At 52.3% G+C, this 14,565-nt stretch carries 13 protein-coding genes; 1 reads left to right on the top strand and 12 read right to left on the bottom strand.

Features of this window, described 5'->3' with window-relative positions:
- The 12 genes from HOLDEFILI_RS06920 to HOLDEFILI_RS06865 all read right to left on the bottom strand — a co-directional run.
- On the bottom strand, positions 1-989 hold a 989-nt coding region (locus tag HOLDEFILI_RS06920), incomplete at its 3' end, for an ATP-binding protein (protein ID WP_006058826.1).
- A gap of 1 nt (position 990) precedes the next feature.
- Positions 991-2,076 carry a glutamine-hydrolyzing carbamoyl-phosphate synthase small subunit gene (gene carA, locus HOLDEFILI_RS06915; protein WP_006058825.1) on the bottom strand — a complete coding sequence of 362 codons (1,086 nt, stop codon included), beginning with the start codon at positions 2,074-2,076 and terminating at the stop codon, positions 991-993.
- Positions 2,077-2,079: 3 nt separating this feature from the next.
- Positions 2,080-3,366 carry a dihydroorotase gene (locus HOLDEFILI_RS06910; protein ID WP_006058824.1) on the bottom strand — a complete coding sequence of 429 codons (1,287 nt, stop codon included), beginning with the start codon at positions 3,364-3,366 and terminating at the stop codon, positions 2,080-2,082.
- The gene (locus HOLDEFILI_RS06905; protein WP_039864231.1) at positions 3,367-4,242 is read right to left on the bottom strand and encodes an aspartate carbamoyltransferase catalytic subunit; all 876 of its coding nucleotides are present in this window, start codon (positions 4,240-4,242) and stop codon (positions 3,367-3,369) included.
- Between the two features lie 384 nt (positions 4,243-4,626).
- Positions 4,627-6,012 (bottom strand): PTS transporter subunit EIIC, encoded by a 1,386-nt coding sequence (locus HOLDEFILI_RS06900; RefSeq protein WP_050766935.1) that lies wholly within the window; start codon positions 6,010-6,012, stop codon positions 4,627-4,629.
- A 124-nt stretch (positions 6,013-6,136) separates the two neighbouring features.
- Complete coding sequence (locus HOLDEFILI_RS06895; RefSeq protein WP_006058821.1) at positions 6,137-6,625, bottom strand: PTS sugar transporter subunit IIA; 489 nt, start codon at positions 6,623-6,625, stop codon at positions 6,137-6,139.
- A gap of 4 nt (positions 6,626-6,629) precedes the next feature.
- Entirely contained in the window at positions 6,630-7,517 is an 888-nt protein-coding gene (locus HOLDEFILI_RS18305) for a 4Fe-4S dicluster domain-containing protein (protein ID WP_050766934.1), read from the bottom strand.
- Positions 7,498-8,379 carry a PRD domain-containing protein gene (locus tag HOLDEFILI_RS06885; RefSeq protein ID WP_039864230.1) on the bottom strand — a complete coding sequence of 294 codons (882 nt, stop codon included), beginning with the start codon at positions 8,377-8,379 and terminating at the stop codon, positions 7,498-7,500. The genes HOLDEFILI_RS18305 and HOLDEFILI_RS06885 overlap by 20 nt, the downstream gene beginning before the upstream one ends.
- A gap of 293 nt (positions 8,380-8,672) precedes the next feature.
- Positions 8,673-9,623: a HipA domain-containing protein gene (locus tag HOLDEFILI_RS06880; protein WP_244264309.1), complete on the bottom strand. Its 951-nt coding sequence runs from the start codon at positions 9,621-9,623 to the stop codon at positions 8,673-8,675.
- Positions 9,624-9,634: 11 nt separating this feature from the next.
- On the bottom strand, positions 9,635-9,850 hold the full coding sequence (locus tag HOLDEFILI_RS06875) for a hypothetical protein (protein WP_006058817.1): 216 nt from the start codon (positions 9,848-9,850) through the stop codon (positions 9,635-9,637).
- Between the two features lie 81 nt (positions 9,851-9,931).
- The gene (locus HOLDEFILI_RS18300; protein ID WP_006058816.1) at positions 9,932-10,897 is read right to left on the bottom strand and encodes a helix-turn-helix domain-containing protein; all 966 of its coding nucleotides are present in this window, start codon (positions 10,895-10,897) and stop codon (positions 9,932-9,934) included.
- Between the two features lie 91 nt (positions 10,898-10,988).
- Complete coding sequence (locus tag HOLDEFILI_RS06865) at positions 10,989-11,936, bottom strand: amidohydrolase family protein (RefSeq protein WP_039864227.1); 948 nt, start codon at positions 11,934-11,936, stop codon at positions 10,989-10,991.
- Between the two features lie 295 nt (positions 11,937-12,231).
- Here HOLDEFILI_RS06865 and HOLDEFILI_RS06860 point away from each other — a divergent pair.
- The coding region (locus HOLDEFILI_RS06860; protein WP_006058814.1) for a condensation domain-containing protein at positions 12,232-14,565 on the top strand (2,334 nt) is incomplete at its 3' end.

The raw sequence follows: 14,565 nt of genomic DNA, 5'->3' as shown, positions 1-14,565 counted from the left end.
GTCAGGCCGACAGCGATTTTGCTGGAAACGCGGGCAATCGGGAAGCCGGCCGCCTTGGACGCCAGCGCCGAAGACCGGGATACACGCGGGTTGACCTCAATGACGTAGTAATCAAAGGAGAACGGATCGAGCGCAAACTGCACGTTGCAGCCGCCTTCGATCTTTAATTCGCGGATCAACGTCAGCGCAGCGTTGCGCAGCAGCTGATATTCCTTGTTGGACAGCGTCTGGCAGGGAGCGACGACCATCGAGTCGCCGGTATGCACGCCGACCGGATCAATATTTTCCATGCTGCAGATCACAATCGCGGTATCGTTGTGATCGCGCATGACTTCAAATTCAATTTCTTTATAGCCCTTGATCGATTTTTCAACTAAAACCTCGCTGACCGGAGACAGCTTGAGGGCATTTTTGCCCAGCGCGATGACTTCCGCGTCGTCGTAGGCAAAACCGCCGCCGGTGCCGCCCAGCGTAAACGCCGGCCGCAGCACGACCGGATAGCCGATCTTATTGGCATATTCCACGACTTCCTCAATCGTGCGGGCAACATAGGATTCCAGGCATGGCTGACCGATCCTGAGGCACAGGTCCTTGAAGCGCTGGCGGTCCTCCGCCTGATCGATCGATTCAAAGTCAGTGCCGAGAATCTCGCACCGGCATTCTTCCAGCACGCCTTTTTTCGCCAGCTGCATCGCCATGTTTAAGCCGGTCTGGCCGCCCAGCGTCGGCAGAATCGCGTCCGGACGTTCCTTGCGGATGATGCGGGACACATATTCCAGCGTCAGCGGTTCCATGTAGACCTTGTCGGCAATGTTGGTATCGGTCATGATCGTCGCTGGATTGGAGTTGATCAGGATGACCTCATAGCCCTCCTCGCGCAGGGCCAGGCAGGCCTGGGTGCCGGCGTAGTCAAATTCCGCGGCCTGACCGATGACGATCGGCCCCGAGCCAATGACTAAGATTTTATGAATATCCGTTCTTTTCGGCATCTTAACGGCCCTCCTTCATAGCTTCCATATTGTGAATGAACAGTCCGAATAAATATTTGGAATCCTCCGGTCCGGAAGCGGATTCCGGATGGTACTGGGTTGAGAAGATGCGGTCCTCGTCAATCCGCAGGCCCTCGACAGTCTGATCCAGCAGGTTGATGTGCGTAATCTCGACGCGGGTCTTTTCAATCCCGTCCGTGCTGACCGCGTAGCTGTGGTTCTGGGAGGTGATCTCGACCTTGCCGGTCAACAGATTTTTGACCGGATGATTGCCGCCGCGGTGGCCGAATTTCAGCTTGTAAGTATGCAAGCCATTAGCCAGCGCGATCATCTGGTGGCCCAGACAGATGCCGAAGATCGGCTTCTTGCCCTGGAGCTGACGGATCAAATCAATGACCTCCGGCACGTTTTCCGGATCGCCCGGCCCGTTGGACAGGAAGATGCCGTCCGGATTGAGCGCCATGATTGTTTCATACGAAGTGTTGTACGGCACGATTGTGACGTTGCAGCCATAGCGGTTCAGCTCGCGGATGATGTTGTATTTAATGCCGCAGTCAATCGCAACGACATTGAAGCGTGGATTGGCGCAGCGGGAATACCATTTTTTCCTGCACGAGACGCGCGCGACCAAATCCTTCGGGGCGTTGTAGGCCGCCAGCTTCGCCATCGCTTCCTCGTGGGATACGTCTGAGTCGCAGACCAGACCGAGCATCGCGCCTTCGTCGCGCAGAATCCGTGTCAATTTCCGGGTGTCCAGATGCGTCAGGCCCGGCACCTCGTTTTCTTCCAGCAGCTCGTTGAGCGTCTTGGTGTAGCGGAAGTTGCTTGGCTTGTCGTTGTATTCGCGGACGATGAAGCCCTTCGGTCCGATCAGCTTGGATTCATAGTCTTCGTCGATGATGCCGTAGTTGCCGATCAGCGGATAGGTCATAACGACGATCTGTTCGGTATAGGAGGGATCGCTGAGAATCTCCTGATAGCCGACCATCGACGTGTTGAACACCAGCTCGGCAATCACTTCCTTCTGGCTGCCGAAGCCTTTGGCCTGCAGCTCCATGCCGTTTTGTAATACGAGTTTACGATCCATTATTTATAGCCCCTCTCTATACACGATCTGTCCGTCCGCCACCGTCATCACGCAGCGGCCCATCGCCCACCAGCCTTCAAACGGTGTGCTTTTGCCTTGGGAGACAAAGGTTTTCGGATTGATTTTTTCGCGTTGATTTAAGTTGAAGACAGCCAGATTGGCCTTTTCAAAGTTGATGATTTCGCCGCCCTCGATGCCGAAGATGTCGGCGCAGTTGAAGCTCATCAGTTCAAAGCACTTTTCCAGCGTGATCTTGCCGGTGCGGACAAGATAGGTGTAGATCAGCTCAAACGCGGTTTCAAGGCCGACGATGCCCATCGCGCTGCCCTGCAGAGCCTTCGCTTTTTCCTCGGCGCTGTGCGGCGCGTGGTCGGTTGCGATCATGTCAATCGTGCCGTCCTGAATGCCCGCGATCAGCGCTTCCTGATCGGCCTTAGTGCGTAACGGCGGATTCATCTTGAAACGGCCGTCGTCGGCGCTGATGTCGTCCTCGCACAATAACAGGTGATGCGGCGTGACCTCGCAGCTGACCTGGACGCCGCGCTGTTTCGCCTGGCGGACCAGCGCGACGGATTCCTTACAGGAGATGTGGCAGATATGATATTGACAGCCGGTTTCCTCCGCCAGTCTGAGATCGCGTTCGATCTGTTGGTATTCGCTGGCGCTGCTGATGCCGGTGAAGCCAAGTTCCTCCGCCTTGCGGCCCGCATGGATGCAGGCACCCTTGGCGATCAGGCTTTCATCCTCGCAGTGCGCGACGATCAGGCAGTTATTGCGCTTAGCCGCCAGCATCGCCTGGCGCATCATCGCTTCTTCCTGCACGCCCTTGCCGTCGTCGGAGAAGGCGATCACCTCCGAGGCCAGCGCGTCGAAATCGACCAGCTCACCGACGCCCTTCTGCCCCTGAGTGATGGCGGCATAGGGAATGACCTGGATTTTTGCGTTGTAGCGGATCCGGTCCTGCTGCACCTTTAAGTGTTCCAGGGAGTCCGGCACCGGATTGAGGTTGGGCATCGCCATGATCGTTGTATAGCCGCCCTTGGCCGCGGCTGCGGTTCCCGAAGCGATTGTTTCCTTGTATTCAAAGCCCGGCTCGCGCAGATGCACATGCGGATCGATCAGTCCCGGTGCGATCAGCAGGCTTGACGCGTCGATGACCTCGTCCACGTCCTCCGCCGTCAGATCGATCTGATCCGCGGCCGTGACCCGGCCCAGATCGTCAACCAGGACGTCCATTTTGCGGACCTTGCCGCGGTAGAGCACCTCGCCGTTCTGCATTAAAAAGCTCATTTATCGTCCCTCCATTGCGCGTTTCAATACCGCCATGCGCACGAACACGCCGTTGTTGATCTGTTTGAAGATGCGGGATTTTTCGCATTCCACGACCTCATCGGCAATTTCCACGCCGCGGTTAAACGGCGCCGGGTGCATGATGATCGCGGTGTCCTTCATCGCTTTCACCCGCTCCAAAGTCAGACCGTAGCGCGCATGGTATTCTTGTTGGGTCAGGGACATCGCCTGTTCATGCCGTTCGTGCTGCACCCGCAGCAGCATGATCACGTCCATGTCCTTCACCGCCTGATCAAAATCGATGTAGTCGTACTGCGGATCGCGGTATTCCTCCGGTCCGCTGATGAAGCATTGCATGCCCAAGCGCTGCATGACCTCGATGTTGGTATGGGCAACGCGGGAGTATTTTACGTCGCCGACAATCGCGATTTTCAAGCCGTCAAAGTGACCGAACTCCTGGCGGATCGTCATCAAATCGAGCAGCGACTGGGTCGGGTGGTCTTTCTTGCCGTCGCCGGCATTGAGGATCGGAATGTTGATCCGGCCCTGCAGCTGCTTGTAGTACTCATCCTGCCGGTCGCGGATCACCACCGCATCCAGGCCGAAGCTCTCAAACGTTTTGACCGTATCGTAGAAGGTTTCGCCCTTCTGCATCGAAGAGGCCTGAGCGTTGAAGTTGATTACCTTCATGCCCAGTTTTTCCTCGGCGGTATTGAAGCTGTACTGGGTCCGGGTGGATGGTTCAAAAAACAGGTTGGCGACGATTTTTCCTTTCTCGCTGTCGATGAACTGGCCTTGGCGGCATTGTTCGGCAACATCGAGAAGATGCTGGATCTCGTTGACGGAAAGGGAGCTGAGTTGGAATAAGCTGTTCATCAGGAATCCTCCGTTTCTGCATAAAAAAGCCTTCAAAAACAGGCTTTTGAAGGTTACACGAAAAGTACGCAGATTCATCTTAATTTTTGTGTATGCCTTCTTAGTGTCTCTGCACTAAATTAAAGCCATGAATATTATAACCTAGTTTGTTTTTCAGCACAAGCCTTCGTTATTGAAACCCTGGAAATTCAACTCAGCTTTTTTCACTGAACCGCAGCTTTTGTACATGGAACAAAACTGTTCGCTATCCTTATTTCATATTCAGGATCATTAATCTCAAAATCACATAGAACTATGGCTTCACCTGCTAAAATGCATTGACAAAAAAGGAAGTCCGTTTTTCAGACTTCCGTTATTCTCTTTTTTGCTTATTCAATCGGCAGGTTACTGGATTTCTTCCGGTTTGATCATCACCCAAGCCGCAATGAAGGCTACTGCGAAGGCGATCAGCACTGTGATGCAGGCATTGATCAAATTCATCGGATTATCCAGGCTGATAAAGACCGGCAAGGTCGGCAAACCCGGAGCGCCCTTGGCGAAGCGAACGACATGCGTGATGCCGGCATAGAAGCCGCCGACGCCTCCGCCGATGACCGTCGCGATCAACGACTTCTTATTTTTAGCGGTAAACCCGTACAGCGCTGGTTCTGTAATTCCGCACAACGCGGTCACGCCCGCGGTAAAGGCCAGCGGCTTTACCTTTTCATCCTTCGACTTCAATGACAGGACCAGTGTGGAAGCTCCCTGCGCGATGTTGCTTGCGAGCATACCTGTGCCTAACAACGAGCTGGAACCCATCTGGGCGATCTGCATCGTTTCCAGCGTACCGACTGCCCGGTGCATGCCGACAAAGACCAGAAATGGCGAAACGGCGCCGACGATCATCGGAACTAAGAATGGAACAGAGGCGTCGATCGCCGCAAAGATCTGCATTAAGACCTCGCCGAGAACCGCACCGATCGGGCCGAGGATTAACAGTCCCACCGGAAAGGTGATCAGCAGCGTCAGCATCGGCTCCATGATCGCTTTAACGACCTTCGGTGAAACCTTGCGCGCAAACCGTTCAACATACGACATGAACCAGACGGTCAGGATCGTTGGAAAGACGGTCGAAGAATAATTATACAGGACGACCGGAATACCGAAGAACGCAACCGCCTCACCTGCGGAAACCAAACCGACATACGTCGGATGCACAAACATGGCCGTAACGGCCGCCGCGATATATTTGTTGCAGCCAAAATAAGAAGCAGCGGTGACGCCTAAATAAATCGGCAGGAAATAGAAAATCGTATCGGAAACATAATTGATAATGATGTATTCCTGCGAGGTTTTCGCCAGTCCGAAAACAGCTACGAGAATCGCCAGCACAGCCTTGATCATCCCGGCTGCCGTAAACGCCGGCACCAGCGGAGTAAACATACTGCTGCAGGCATCGAAGAATTTCCCCGCAGCCGCCTTCTTTTTATTCTTCACCGCCGGCTGTTTTTCTGCCGCTTCCGCGGACTTGGCCGGGGCTTCGCTCTGGGCCTGTTCGACCAGCTGGCTGACCACGCCGTACAACTCCGGAGCATCGCTGCCGATAATAATCTGCGTCTGAACTCCGACCTGCATCACCTTGATGACTTCCGGCAAGGCGGTCAACGCCGCCTCATTCACCTGACTTTGATCCCGCAGCGTCAGCCGCAGCCGGGTTGCGCAATGGGAGACGGCCTGGATATTGGCAGCGCCGCCGACGTGTTCGATACATTGTTTTGCAAGTTCTTTCATCTTCATTCTCCTTATTTTATAATGATTTTAAAATTTGATTCTAAGACTGGATGTGAAAATGAATCGGATACTGATCTTGCCTGCGTGAGTAACAATTCTGGTTATCGGGATTCGCGGATGTTAATTACTTCGATACGGATAATAAATCTTCCTGGGCTTTGACCATCCCCTCCTTCAAGGTTTCAACCTGTTTGAACAAACGGGCGTTGGTGACAATCACCACGACACCGTCCGGATAGCCGGCAGTCTGAATTTGTTCGCGTGAAAAGCGCATCAGCCGCTCCCCCGCTCGAACATGCGTCTTTGGCTGGACTTCCACCTGAAAGCCTTCGCCGTTAAGATTGACGGTGTCCAGACCGACGTGCAGCATCAGCTCGACGCCTTCATCGCTCATCAATCCAATTGCGTGCTTCGTCGCCGCCACCATGACAACCTCGCCCGCAAACGGTGCGGTCAGTTCATCTTCGTTCGGCTCAATAACGCAGCCCGGTCCCAGCAGCGCTTCTGAAAACACGCCGTCGTTCAGGCTGGCCAGCGGTTTCACTTCGCCGGAAACCGGCGCTTTGACGATCAAGCGGGCAGCTGGCCGTCGTCCCTGTTTAAACAATCCCATCGTTCTACTCCCTTCCTTCCTTGAGTATTTCTTCCGGATATTCCGGTTCAATTCTGCTTGCGAACCATTGACGGAGCGGTTCAATTTCCTGAGCGCTCATCCACCGCTGCGGACGGCCTGCCAGACGGTAAAAGCAGGGAAAGACAATCTCCACAACCGCAAACGACCGGTTTTGCCGCTGCAGCCTCAACGCCTTACACAGGCTTTGCGTCAGCCGTCCTATCGCTTCGGGCGAGCGCACGCTGCCGCGTGCCAGATAGGAAGCGTAACCCGAATCGCGCAGCTGTTCAAGCATTCGTGAACCACCGCCGATAAGTTGTCCCGCTTCATCACGCTCAAACCAGTTTAACGTATTGATCATCGTAACCGACTCGTTCCGCAGCGCGTTGAAGCGTTGTTGATTCAGGGCGGTGGACGGCGCTTTGCTGCTGGAACAAATCAAAATGACCAGCTTTTCCGGATGCGCCCTTTTATAGGCCAGACCGTCCTGATAAAATTGTTCGTCCGCGTAATCGTGCAGTTCGCAATTCAGATTAACATCAGCGGCTTTCTTCTTAAAGATCACCACCTGCTCTTGCACCCCCAACTGGTCGATCGCATCGGCCAGCGCTTTTGTCAACGAGCCAAGATAACAACCCGCATGCGGCGGGATTGCCTGCTTGTCAATCAAGGTATTGCTGACAGGCTGATCGTTTTCAAGAAAGTCAATCGCTCCCGCCGTACACATCAGCTCGCATCGCCGGCAAGCTGTGCAGCGCTGAGGATCGATATTTTCAACAAAACGCACACCGCGGCAGTTATCCTCGGCCGACAGGTGAAGCAGATGCAGCGGACAGGCTGTCAGGCAGTTGCCGCAGCCGGTACATTGATCCTTATTTAAACGTTGCTTCATCAGTACTCTCCTCCATTTTCAAATTCTTAAGCAGATTGTGGATATGCAGCGCCAGGTAACCCTTTTCTTCCTCTCCGACCGGCATGTGAAACTCATTTAAGATAATTTCGGCAATCATTTCCGTACACGCTTCTAAGCGCGGATATTTCTGCACAAGCAGCGGGTACAGAGTGCTCTGGGAAGCTTCCAATAACTGTCCGTCGTGCAGGCGGGCAGCCAGAAAGCTCAGATGTGTCAGAAACCGGGAATAATAGACCGACAGATGATCAAGCTTTACGTCATATACTTGCTCAATTTTCTGGATTACGTGTTCCTGAAACAAGAGTCTGATCTTCGCGTCGCTGCGGAAATGCTGTCCCTGAGCATTGATATAATGCAGCACAATGTAGCCGGCTTCATCTTCACTCAACGTCGTCCGGGTTTCTTTCTCGATCAGATCCAAGCCCTCTTTCGCAATCAGAAATTCCCGCGGATACATTGTCTTGACTTCCTCAAGAATATCCAGCGGCACCTGGAAACCCTCCTGTTTGTTCCGCACGGCATTGTGAATGTGATCGGAGAGACTGATATTCATCATCACGTTGACCTTGCAATGCAGCCGGGATTCAAATAAAGCGATAATTTTCGTTGTGATGTCGATATACACCGGATCGATGTCCTCAACCAGATTCATCAGAAAATTCTTTTCCTTCGTATCCGAAGGCTCAAAAACCTTGATGATTTTTGAATTGTCGATCCCCTCCCCGCGTTTCTTTCCAAATCCGACAGCCTTGCCGAATACAATGATTTCCCGTCCGCCGGCATCTGTGGAAAATACCACGTTGTTGTTGATCAGTTTTGTTATCACATAGTGATCCTGCATAAGAAAACAGCCCCCTTTCGTTTCTGACATAGAAAAAAGATCAGTAACAGATGCAAAAAACGCATCAGATACTGATCTTGCCTGTTCCCAGTAACAATTCTGGATATCTGTGTCTATACTATAAAATTTACAAAATTATTTGTCAATCTTTTTCTTGATAAATTCGTTTTTTCCCCGCAGGTAAGCGTTCAAAATCTTTTTCGGATAAAGATCTATTCTACCTTATTTACTGATTCTATGGTTACAAATATTCCTGTTTTATTTACAGATTCATCTTGGACTCTGCGATGACACTACTTTTGCTGATTTAAACAAGCTTCAAAAGCAGGAATTAAAATTTCATTCAATCGGTATTCCAATCCTTTAATATAAAATTCTTTTCTTTCAGAACTCATGACGGCAATTTTTGAATATTCTGTAGGTATATCCAGAATAAAACTGCGTATAGCTTCCATTTTTCCCTTCATTTTAGGAACTACCCGAATGATAGATGCTTTCAGATCCGGGTAATCCTGTTTGATCAATTTTTCAAAATAAATCGATTTCCCATTATCCAAATAACCCGAGCTGATATTCATAATCGCACTTTGCTTTAATCGAACAGGATCATTTAAGATCGCTTGTATTTGCTGATCCGAAAGCTTGTTTGAAAAAGCTGCGCCATTGTCATAAACCGGTGCTAATTTCAAAGTTTCGTCACGGTCAATAAGTACTCCCCAATTACCGCTGTTACGATCATTATTATTAATAAAACCATCGATAAGAACACAGTCCCAAAATCGTTCTTTGATTTCAGGCAATTTAGACAAAACAGGATTGTGCTCTAAATGTATCAATAACGCTGAAAGATTGGTTCCATGTACACTATCCTCTGATTCGGTTATTGTTTGATCCAGTTTTTCCTCTAAGTCTTTGTTATAAACATTTTTCAATTCACGATATTCTTGTAATCGTCGATTAGAATCTGTGAAATCCTTACAGGCAACGACCAGTTTATTATCCTTTATTCCTAATAGCGTTTGATGAACTTCATATCCAAGAATCGCATAAATGTGGCTTCCGATGTATTCGGATAACGGTGCAGTTGTATAGGAAGTGTCGATTCTTCGCATTCCCTTCGTCGATTTTGGAAATTTTAAAAACCAGTTCTCACCTTGGTAGCGGATTGCTAATTTGCTCCCGGCAGCACCGCCATAAAACCGCATTGTCGTTTCACATGAATTAAAATCAATAATTTTTTGCACATCCGGACCTCCTAACTATATTTTTGAATCAACAGTTCTCTTTGTTCTTCTGTCAGCACTCTTTCATAAACATAATCTTTTGTCGCATTCTCTAACCACTCACTGCGGTCAAAGTAAAAATAAACATCTTCTTCCTTATCATATTTTTCCAATTCGCTGATGATCTGGCGAATTGAAGAAGGAACCGGAAAGTCAATGACAATCTGATCATCGATCCATTTTGACATTTTCAACACCTCCGTTCAGATTCTTTATTCTTATTATACACGATTCTGGAATTTCCAGAAAGCTGAACCCCTTTCACTCGGCTAAGCCCAGCTGATCAACAGGATCAATCCCAGCAGAATTCCATCCGCCACCGCCACGCCCAGCGTATTTTTGCCGAAGCGATAGACTTCCCCACGCTCGATCAGCCGGTGCAGTTTATCCTGCTCAATCATCATCCAGACGACATTCAACAGGATATAGGGCAGAAATAGAAGGACCTGAAATGCAGCTTTGGGGGAATTATGACCCACCCAGCCCAACATGCCGGAAAGAATCAGAATCATCGCGCCCGCCATCACCGCCGCGGCGAAGAAAATTAAAATGCGATTCCCGCTGCGAATCTTGTCGGGATAATCCGGATCCCGGTAAATCCGGTCCTTATATTTCATATTAACGAGGAGAATGGACAGGACAAAGCCTGCCAGGTACATCACAAACAAGACCATCGACAGAGATTCAGAAAGCTGCCCTTCCAACAAACAGCTCAGAATTGAAAAGCTCAGCGTATCGGTCAGAATCATCGTTGCCATCGCCGCCGTCATGTCCGCCATCACGTCCAGATCATACGGCGCATGCGGATCATAACCAGACAACAGCGAGAAATCGCGGCTGCGGATGCAATAGGTAAACGCCGCATAGATCGACAGCGCGATCAGCACGAAGACAAACCGAAAGCCATACCGGCCCAGCGCTTCCTTCATCGTGGACGTCGTCGCGCACAACCAAAGCAACGATCCCAAATGAGTCGCCAGAATCGCCAAAAAGAGTCGGGTTAACGGCCGTGTATCGATCGCCTGGCGTTCCAGGTGGATATCGGTCAACAGGTCGTTCATATCGACGCCGAATATCTGCCCAATCTTCTTCAGGGCGGCGACATCCGGTTCCGTCTTATTCCGCTCCCAATTCGATATCGCCTGGCGGGTCACACCCATGACATCCGCGAACGCCTGCTGCGTCATGTTTTTCTCCTGCCGCAGTCCGGCGATTTTTTCACCCAAAGTTTTCATCGCTCTTCACCTCATCCCGATTGTAAAGGAAACCCCGTTGATTTGTCACGCAACGTTTTCTTGCGTGACGCTGAAACCGCCGTATATCGAGTTATTTTAAGCCTTCCTGCCGGATTTCATCCAGTTCCTCAGCCGTTAACGTTTCCGCTTTGTACAGCCGCAGATATTCTTTCGATACGTCGCTGTCAAAGATCAGCACGTCGTCGGAGTTGATCGTAACCGGGATGCCCGCCCGCTTTAACTGTGCAATCGGATGATCCGCCAGAGAAGCGACGCGGCCCAGCAGGCGGTTGCTCGTCGGCGTGATGTTCAGACGGACTTGTTTCTGCCTCAGAAGCTCCATGACGGCAGGATCCTGGGCGGCGGCGATCCCGTGCTGGACCTCGTCCAGATCCAGGCATTCGACAGCCTGACGGACATCTTGCGCGCTTCCCCATTCGCCGACATGAGCTTTTAAGACCCAGCCGCTTTGGCGGGCGCGGCGGTAGAGGGGAATGAAATTCTCAATCGGCTGCGCTTGCTCATCACCATATAAATCCAGCGAATAAAACTCCGGCCGGTCCCAGAACGGCGCCAGTTTTTCCATCAGATAAGGAACGCCGCAATGACGCGAGATCCCGATCTGAAAACGCAGTTCTATCTGCGGCGCGGCCGCTTCCTGGACCGCCTTCCAGCTGGCAAGCAAATTTTCAACATCGCCGTGATAAAAATGCTTCAGCGCCCACACGTCCTCGCCGATTTCCAGCACGCTCACCCCATCTTTGACTGCCTGATGCAGCGTCGCTTCCAGCAGACGCAGACGCCCTGTCCGATCCGGAAACGGCGTATTGATCGAAACCTGGCTCCATTGATCCATCTCCGCCATGGATTGTAACGGCGCTTGAATCGCTTCGATCCGGACGTCCCAGCGCTCCGCAATCCATTCCCGGTCCCCGCCGAGCATAAAATGATTGTGCAGATCCGCCTTGGGAATCTTACGCAGCGCCGCCAGATCCCCGGCGCGCAGGGCGGCCTTAAATAATACTGATGCTTCGTTCATTGAATTTTCCTCATTTCTGATTTCAAGTGTACATGAGAATTCTGCGGCCGTCAAAAATTTCTGAGAAATCACCAATTGTGCAGGAAAGTTGGGTTTTAGAACGGAAAAAGCAGAGATTCTGCGAAAACGAAACCATCTGAAAAAGCAGAACGGAAATTGAATCAAAAAGTCATGAACCGTGTCTTGTTTTTTGATTATTGAACCGATATAATTCTCATAGTAAATGTTTACTTTGACATTCAAATCTAAGCCTTCACCGCTTCCTGACATACTTTCAAATTTAAGGAGAACCCGGATGAAAACAACTACGCCAACGCACACCGAGGATCTGTCCTTCAGTCAACAGAACATCTGGAATCTGGAACAGGCTCTGCCGCATACGCCGATCAACCATATCTGCACAACCTTGTTGATCGACGAATACTTCGACGCTGAAGCTTTACAACGAACGCTGAATGCCGTCCTCGAACATGACGAAACGCTGCGGACGCGGCTGACGTTAATGGAAAGCCGGCCGCGCCAGTATTTCGTACCGTTTGTCCCCCAGGCTTTTCCCGTGCTGGATTTTTCAGCGGTAACCCCGGCGGAATTTGAGGCCTGGCAAAAGGCGGTGACGCAGACGCCGATGCCCTTACTGGATCAGCCTTTGATCCATTTTTATGGTTTTCAAACCGGAGAAACATGCGGCGGTGTGCTGATTTTAGCGCATCATCTGATTTCCGACGGCTGGGCGCAGGTGCTGCTGCACAACCGCATCGCCGCGCTGTATTGCCGCGCGCAGGCCGGCGAAAGCCTGGAAGAAACCGAGCTGACGCCTTACCGTGAACATCTGTCTCAGGAACAGGCCTATCGGCACAGTCCCCGTTATACCCGCGACCAACAATTCTGGCAGCGGGAAACCGCGGCATGGGAAGCGCCGGAATCGCTGCGAACCACGCCGCTCTATCCCCTCAGTCCGGTCGGCAAGCGGTACAGCCGCACACTTTCAGAAAGCCTGAGCCGTCGGCTTCAGGTCTTCTGCGGCGAACGCCAGATCTCCCCGTTTATCGCGATCCTGTTGGGACTGGCCGTTTATCTCGGCCGGATTCACGCCCAAAAAGCGCCGGTGATCGGCGTGCCGGTGATCAATCGTTCCCAATCCAAAGAAAAATACGCCGGCGGAATGTTTGTCAGTACGCTGCCTTTTCGCTGCGAGCTCGATCCCGCGCAGACGGCCGATCAGTTCTGCCAGACGCTCAACGATCAATGGTACCGCCTGTTAAAGCATCAGAAATATCCGTTTTCTGAAATCATGAAACTGGCCCGCGCGCAGCGACCGGAACTGGAGGCCTTGTTTTCGATTGCGCTTTCCTATGAAGACACGCGCCTGATTCCGCCCTCGGACACCCCTGTCCGCTTCCGCGGCGCCTGGCATTACAGCGGTGAACAGAGGGAAGAATTGTGCCTGCACGTCAGCCACCGGGAAAGCGACGCTTTCCAGATCGACTACGATTATCAGGTTCAGAGCTTCAGCGGAGCCCGGATCGCGCAGCTGCATCAAAGTCTGACAACGATCCTTCAGGATGTGCTGAGACATCCGGATACTCCGCTAAGCCGGCTGCGCATCCTGGAAGAAGCGGAGGAAGACCGCATTGTATACGCCTTGAATCCGCTGGCCGCAACCGTCCCTTCGGCGACTCTGGTTGCCCGCTGGCGGCAGATTGTGCAGAATCAGGGACCGAGGATGGCGGTCGTCAATCAGGACCACCGGCTGACCTTCAACCAGCTCAACGCCCAGGCTGAAGCTTTAGCCGCGCAGTTTTTAACGTTACCGCAGGCAGAACCGCTGCGGATCGCGCTGATTCTGCCGCGGGGCGAAGCGCTGATCACCGGCATGATAGCGGCGATGCTCAGCCGCGCCGTGTGGATCAATCTTGATCCGGCTCAGCCCGCAAACCGCTTAAAAACGCTGCTTGCGCAAACAGGCGCGGATCTGATCATCAGTTCCTGCGCGCTGCGCGAACAGCTGGATCCGCAGCAGTGCTGGGTCTGGAAAACAATCGAAGACCATCAGTTCCACCCGGCGGCACAGACAGACGCCCCGCGTCCCTTCACGCCCCGGGAGGCGGCGTATATCGTCTACACCTCAGGCACGACCGGAACGCCCAAGGGCGTCGTGGTCAATTCCGCCAGTCTATTCAACTTTATCGAAGCGATGGCCGGCGTCTATCCGCAAAATCCGGTGCTTTCGTTATGCAGCCCGGCGTTTGACGCGTTCCTGATCGAATCGATTGGCGCGTTATTCAATGGACGAAGCGTCGTTTTCGCGGATGCGGAAGCGGCGGAGAACCCGGCCCGGCTGGCCGATTTAATCCTCCGGCATCACGTCGGCATGCTTTCCCTGACGCCTTCGCGCTTACAGGCTTATCTCAGACATCCGGCGTTTCGTCAGGCGGCGTCCCAACTGGAATGCCTGGTCTGCGGCGGGGAGGCTTATCCCTCCGCCCTGCTGCGTCAGCTGAAGCGTTGGACAGCGGCGCGGCTTTATAATCAATATGGTCCCAGCGAGGCCACGATCGGCGTCTGCATGAAAGAGCTGACGCACGCCCGCCGGATTACCGCCGGCCAGCCCCTGCCCGGCTGCCGCCTG

Source organism: Holdemania filiformis DSM 12042 (assembly GCF_000157995.1).
Lineage (GTDB): Bacteria > Bacillota_I > Bacilli_A > Erysipelotrichales > Erysipelotrichaceae > Holdemania > Holdemania filiformis.
Note: the sequence above shows the minus strand (reverse complement) of the source record. Positions and strands in the feature narration are given on the sequence as shown.

Excerpts from the sequence above, each read along its gene's own strand:
- carA (WP_006058825.1), bottom strand. The coding sequence starts at position 2,076 with ATGGATCGTAAACTCGTATTACAAAACGGCATGGAGCTGCAGGCCAAA.
- HOLDEFILI_RS06910 (WP_006058824.1), bottom strand. The coding sequence starts at position 3,366 with ATGAGCTTTTTAATGCAGAACGGCGAGGTGCTCTACCGCGGCAAGGTC.
- HOLDEFILI_RS06905 (WP_039864231.1), bottom strand. The coding sequence starts at position 4,242 with ATGAACAGCTTATTCCAACTCAGCTCCCTTTCCGTCAACGAGATCCAG.
- HOLDEFILI_RS06900 (WP_050766935.1), bottom strand. The coding sequence starts at position 6,012 with ATGAAAGAACTTGCAAAACAATGTATCGAACACGTCGGCGGCGCTGCC.
- HOLDEFILI_RS06895 (WP_006058821.1), bottom strand. The coding sequence starts at position 6,625 with ATGGGATTGTTTAAACAGGGACGACGGCCAGCTGCCCGCTTGATCGTC.
- HOLDEFILI_RS18305 (WP_050766934.1), bottom strand. The coding sequence starts at position 7,517 with ATGAAGCAACGTTTAAATAAGGATCAATGTACCGGCTGCGGCAACTGC.
- HOLDEFILI_RS06885 (WP_039864230.1), bottom strand. The coding sequence starts at position 8,379 with ATGCAGGATCACTATGTGATAACAAAACTGATCAACAACAACGTGGTA.
- HOLDEFILI_RS06875 (WP_006058817.1), bottom strand. The coding sequence starts at position 9,850 with ATGTCAAAATGGATCGATGATCAGATTGTCATTGACTTTCCGGTTCCT.
- HOLDEFILI_RS18300 (WP_006058816.1), bottom strand. The coding sequence starts at position 10,897 with ATGAAAACTTTGGGTGAAAAAATCGCCGGACTGCGGCAGGAGAAAAAC.
- HOLDEFILI_RS06865 (WP_039864227.1), bottom strand. The coding sequence starts at position 11,936 with ATGAACGAAGCATCAGTATTATTTAAGGCCGCCCTGCGCGCCGGGGAT.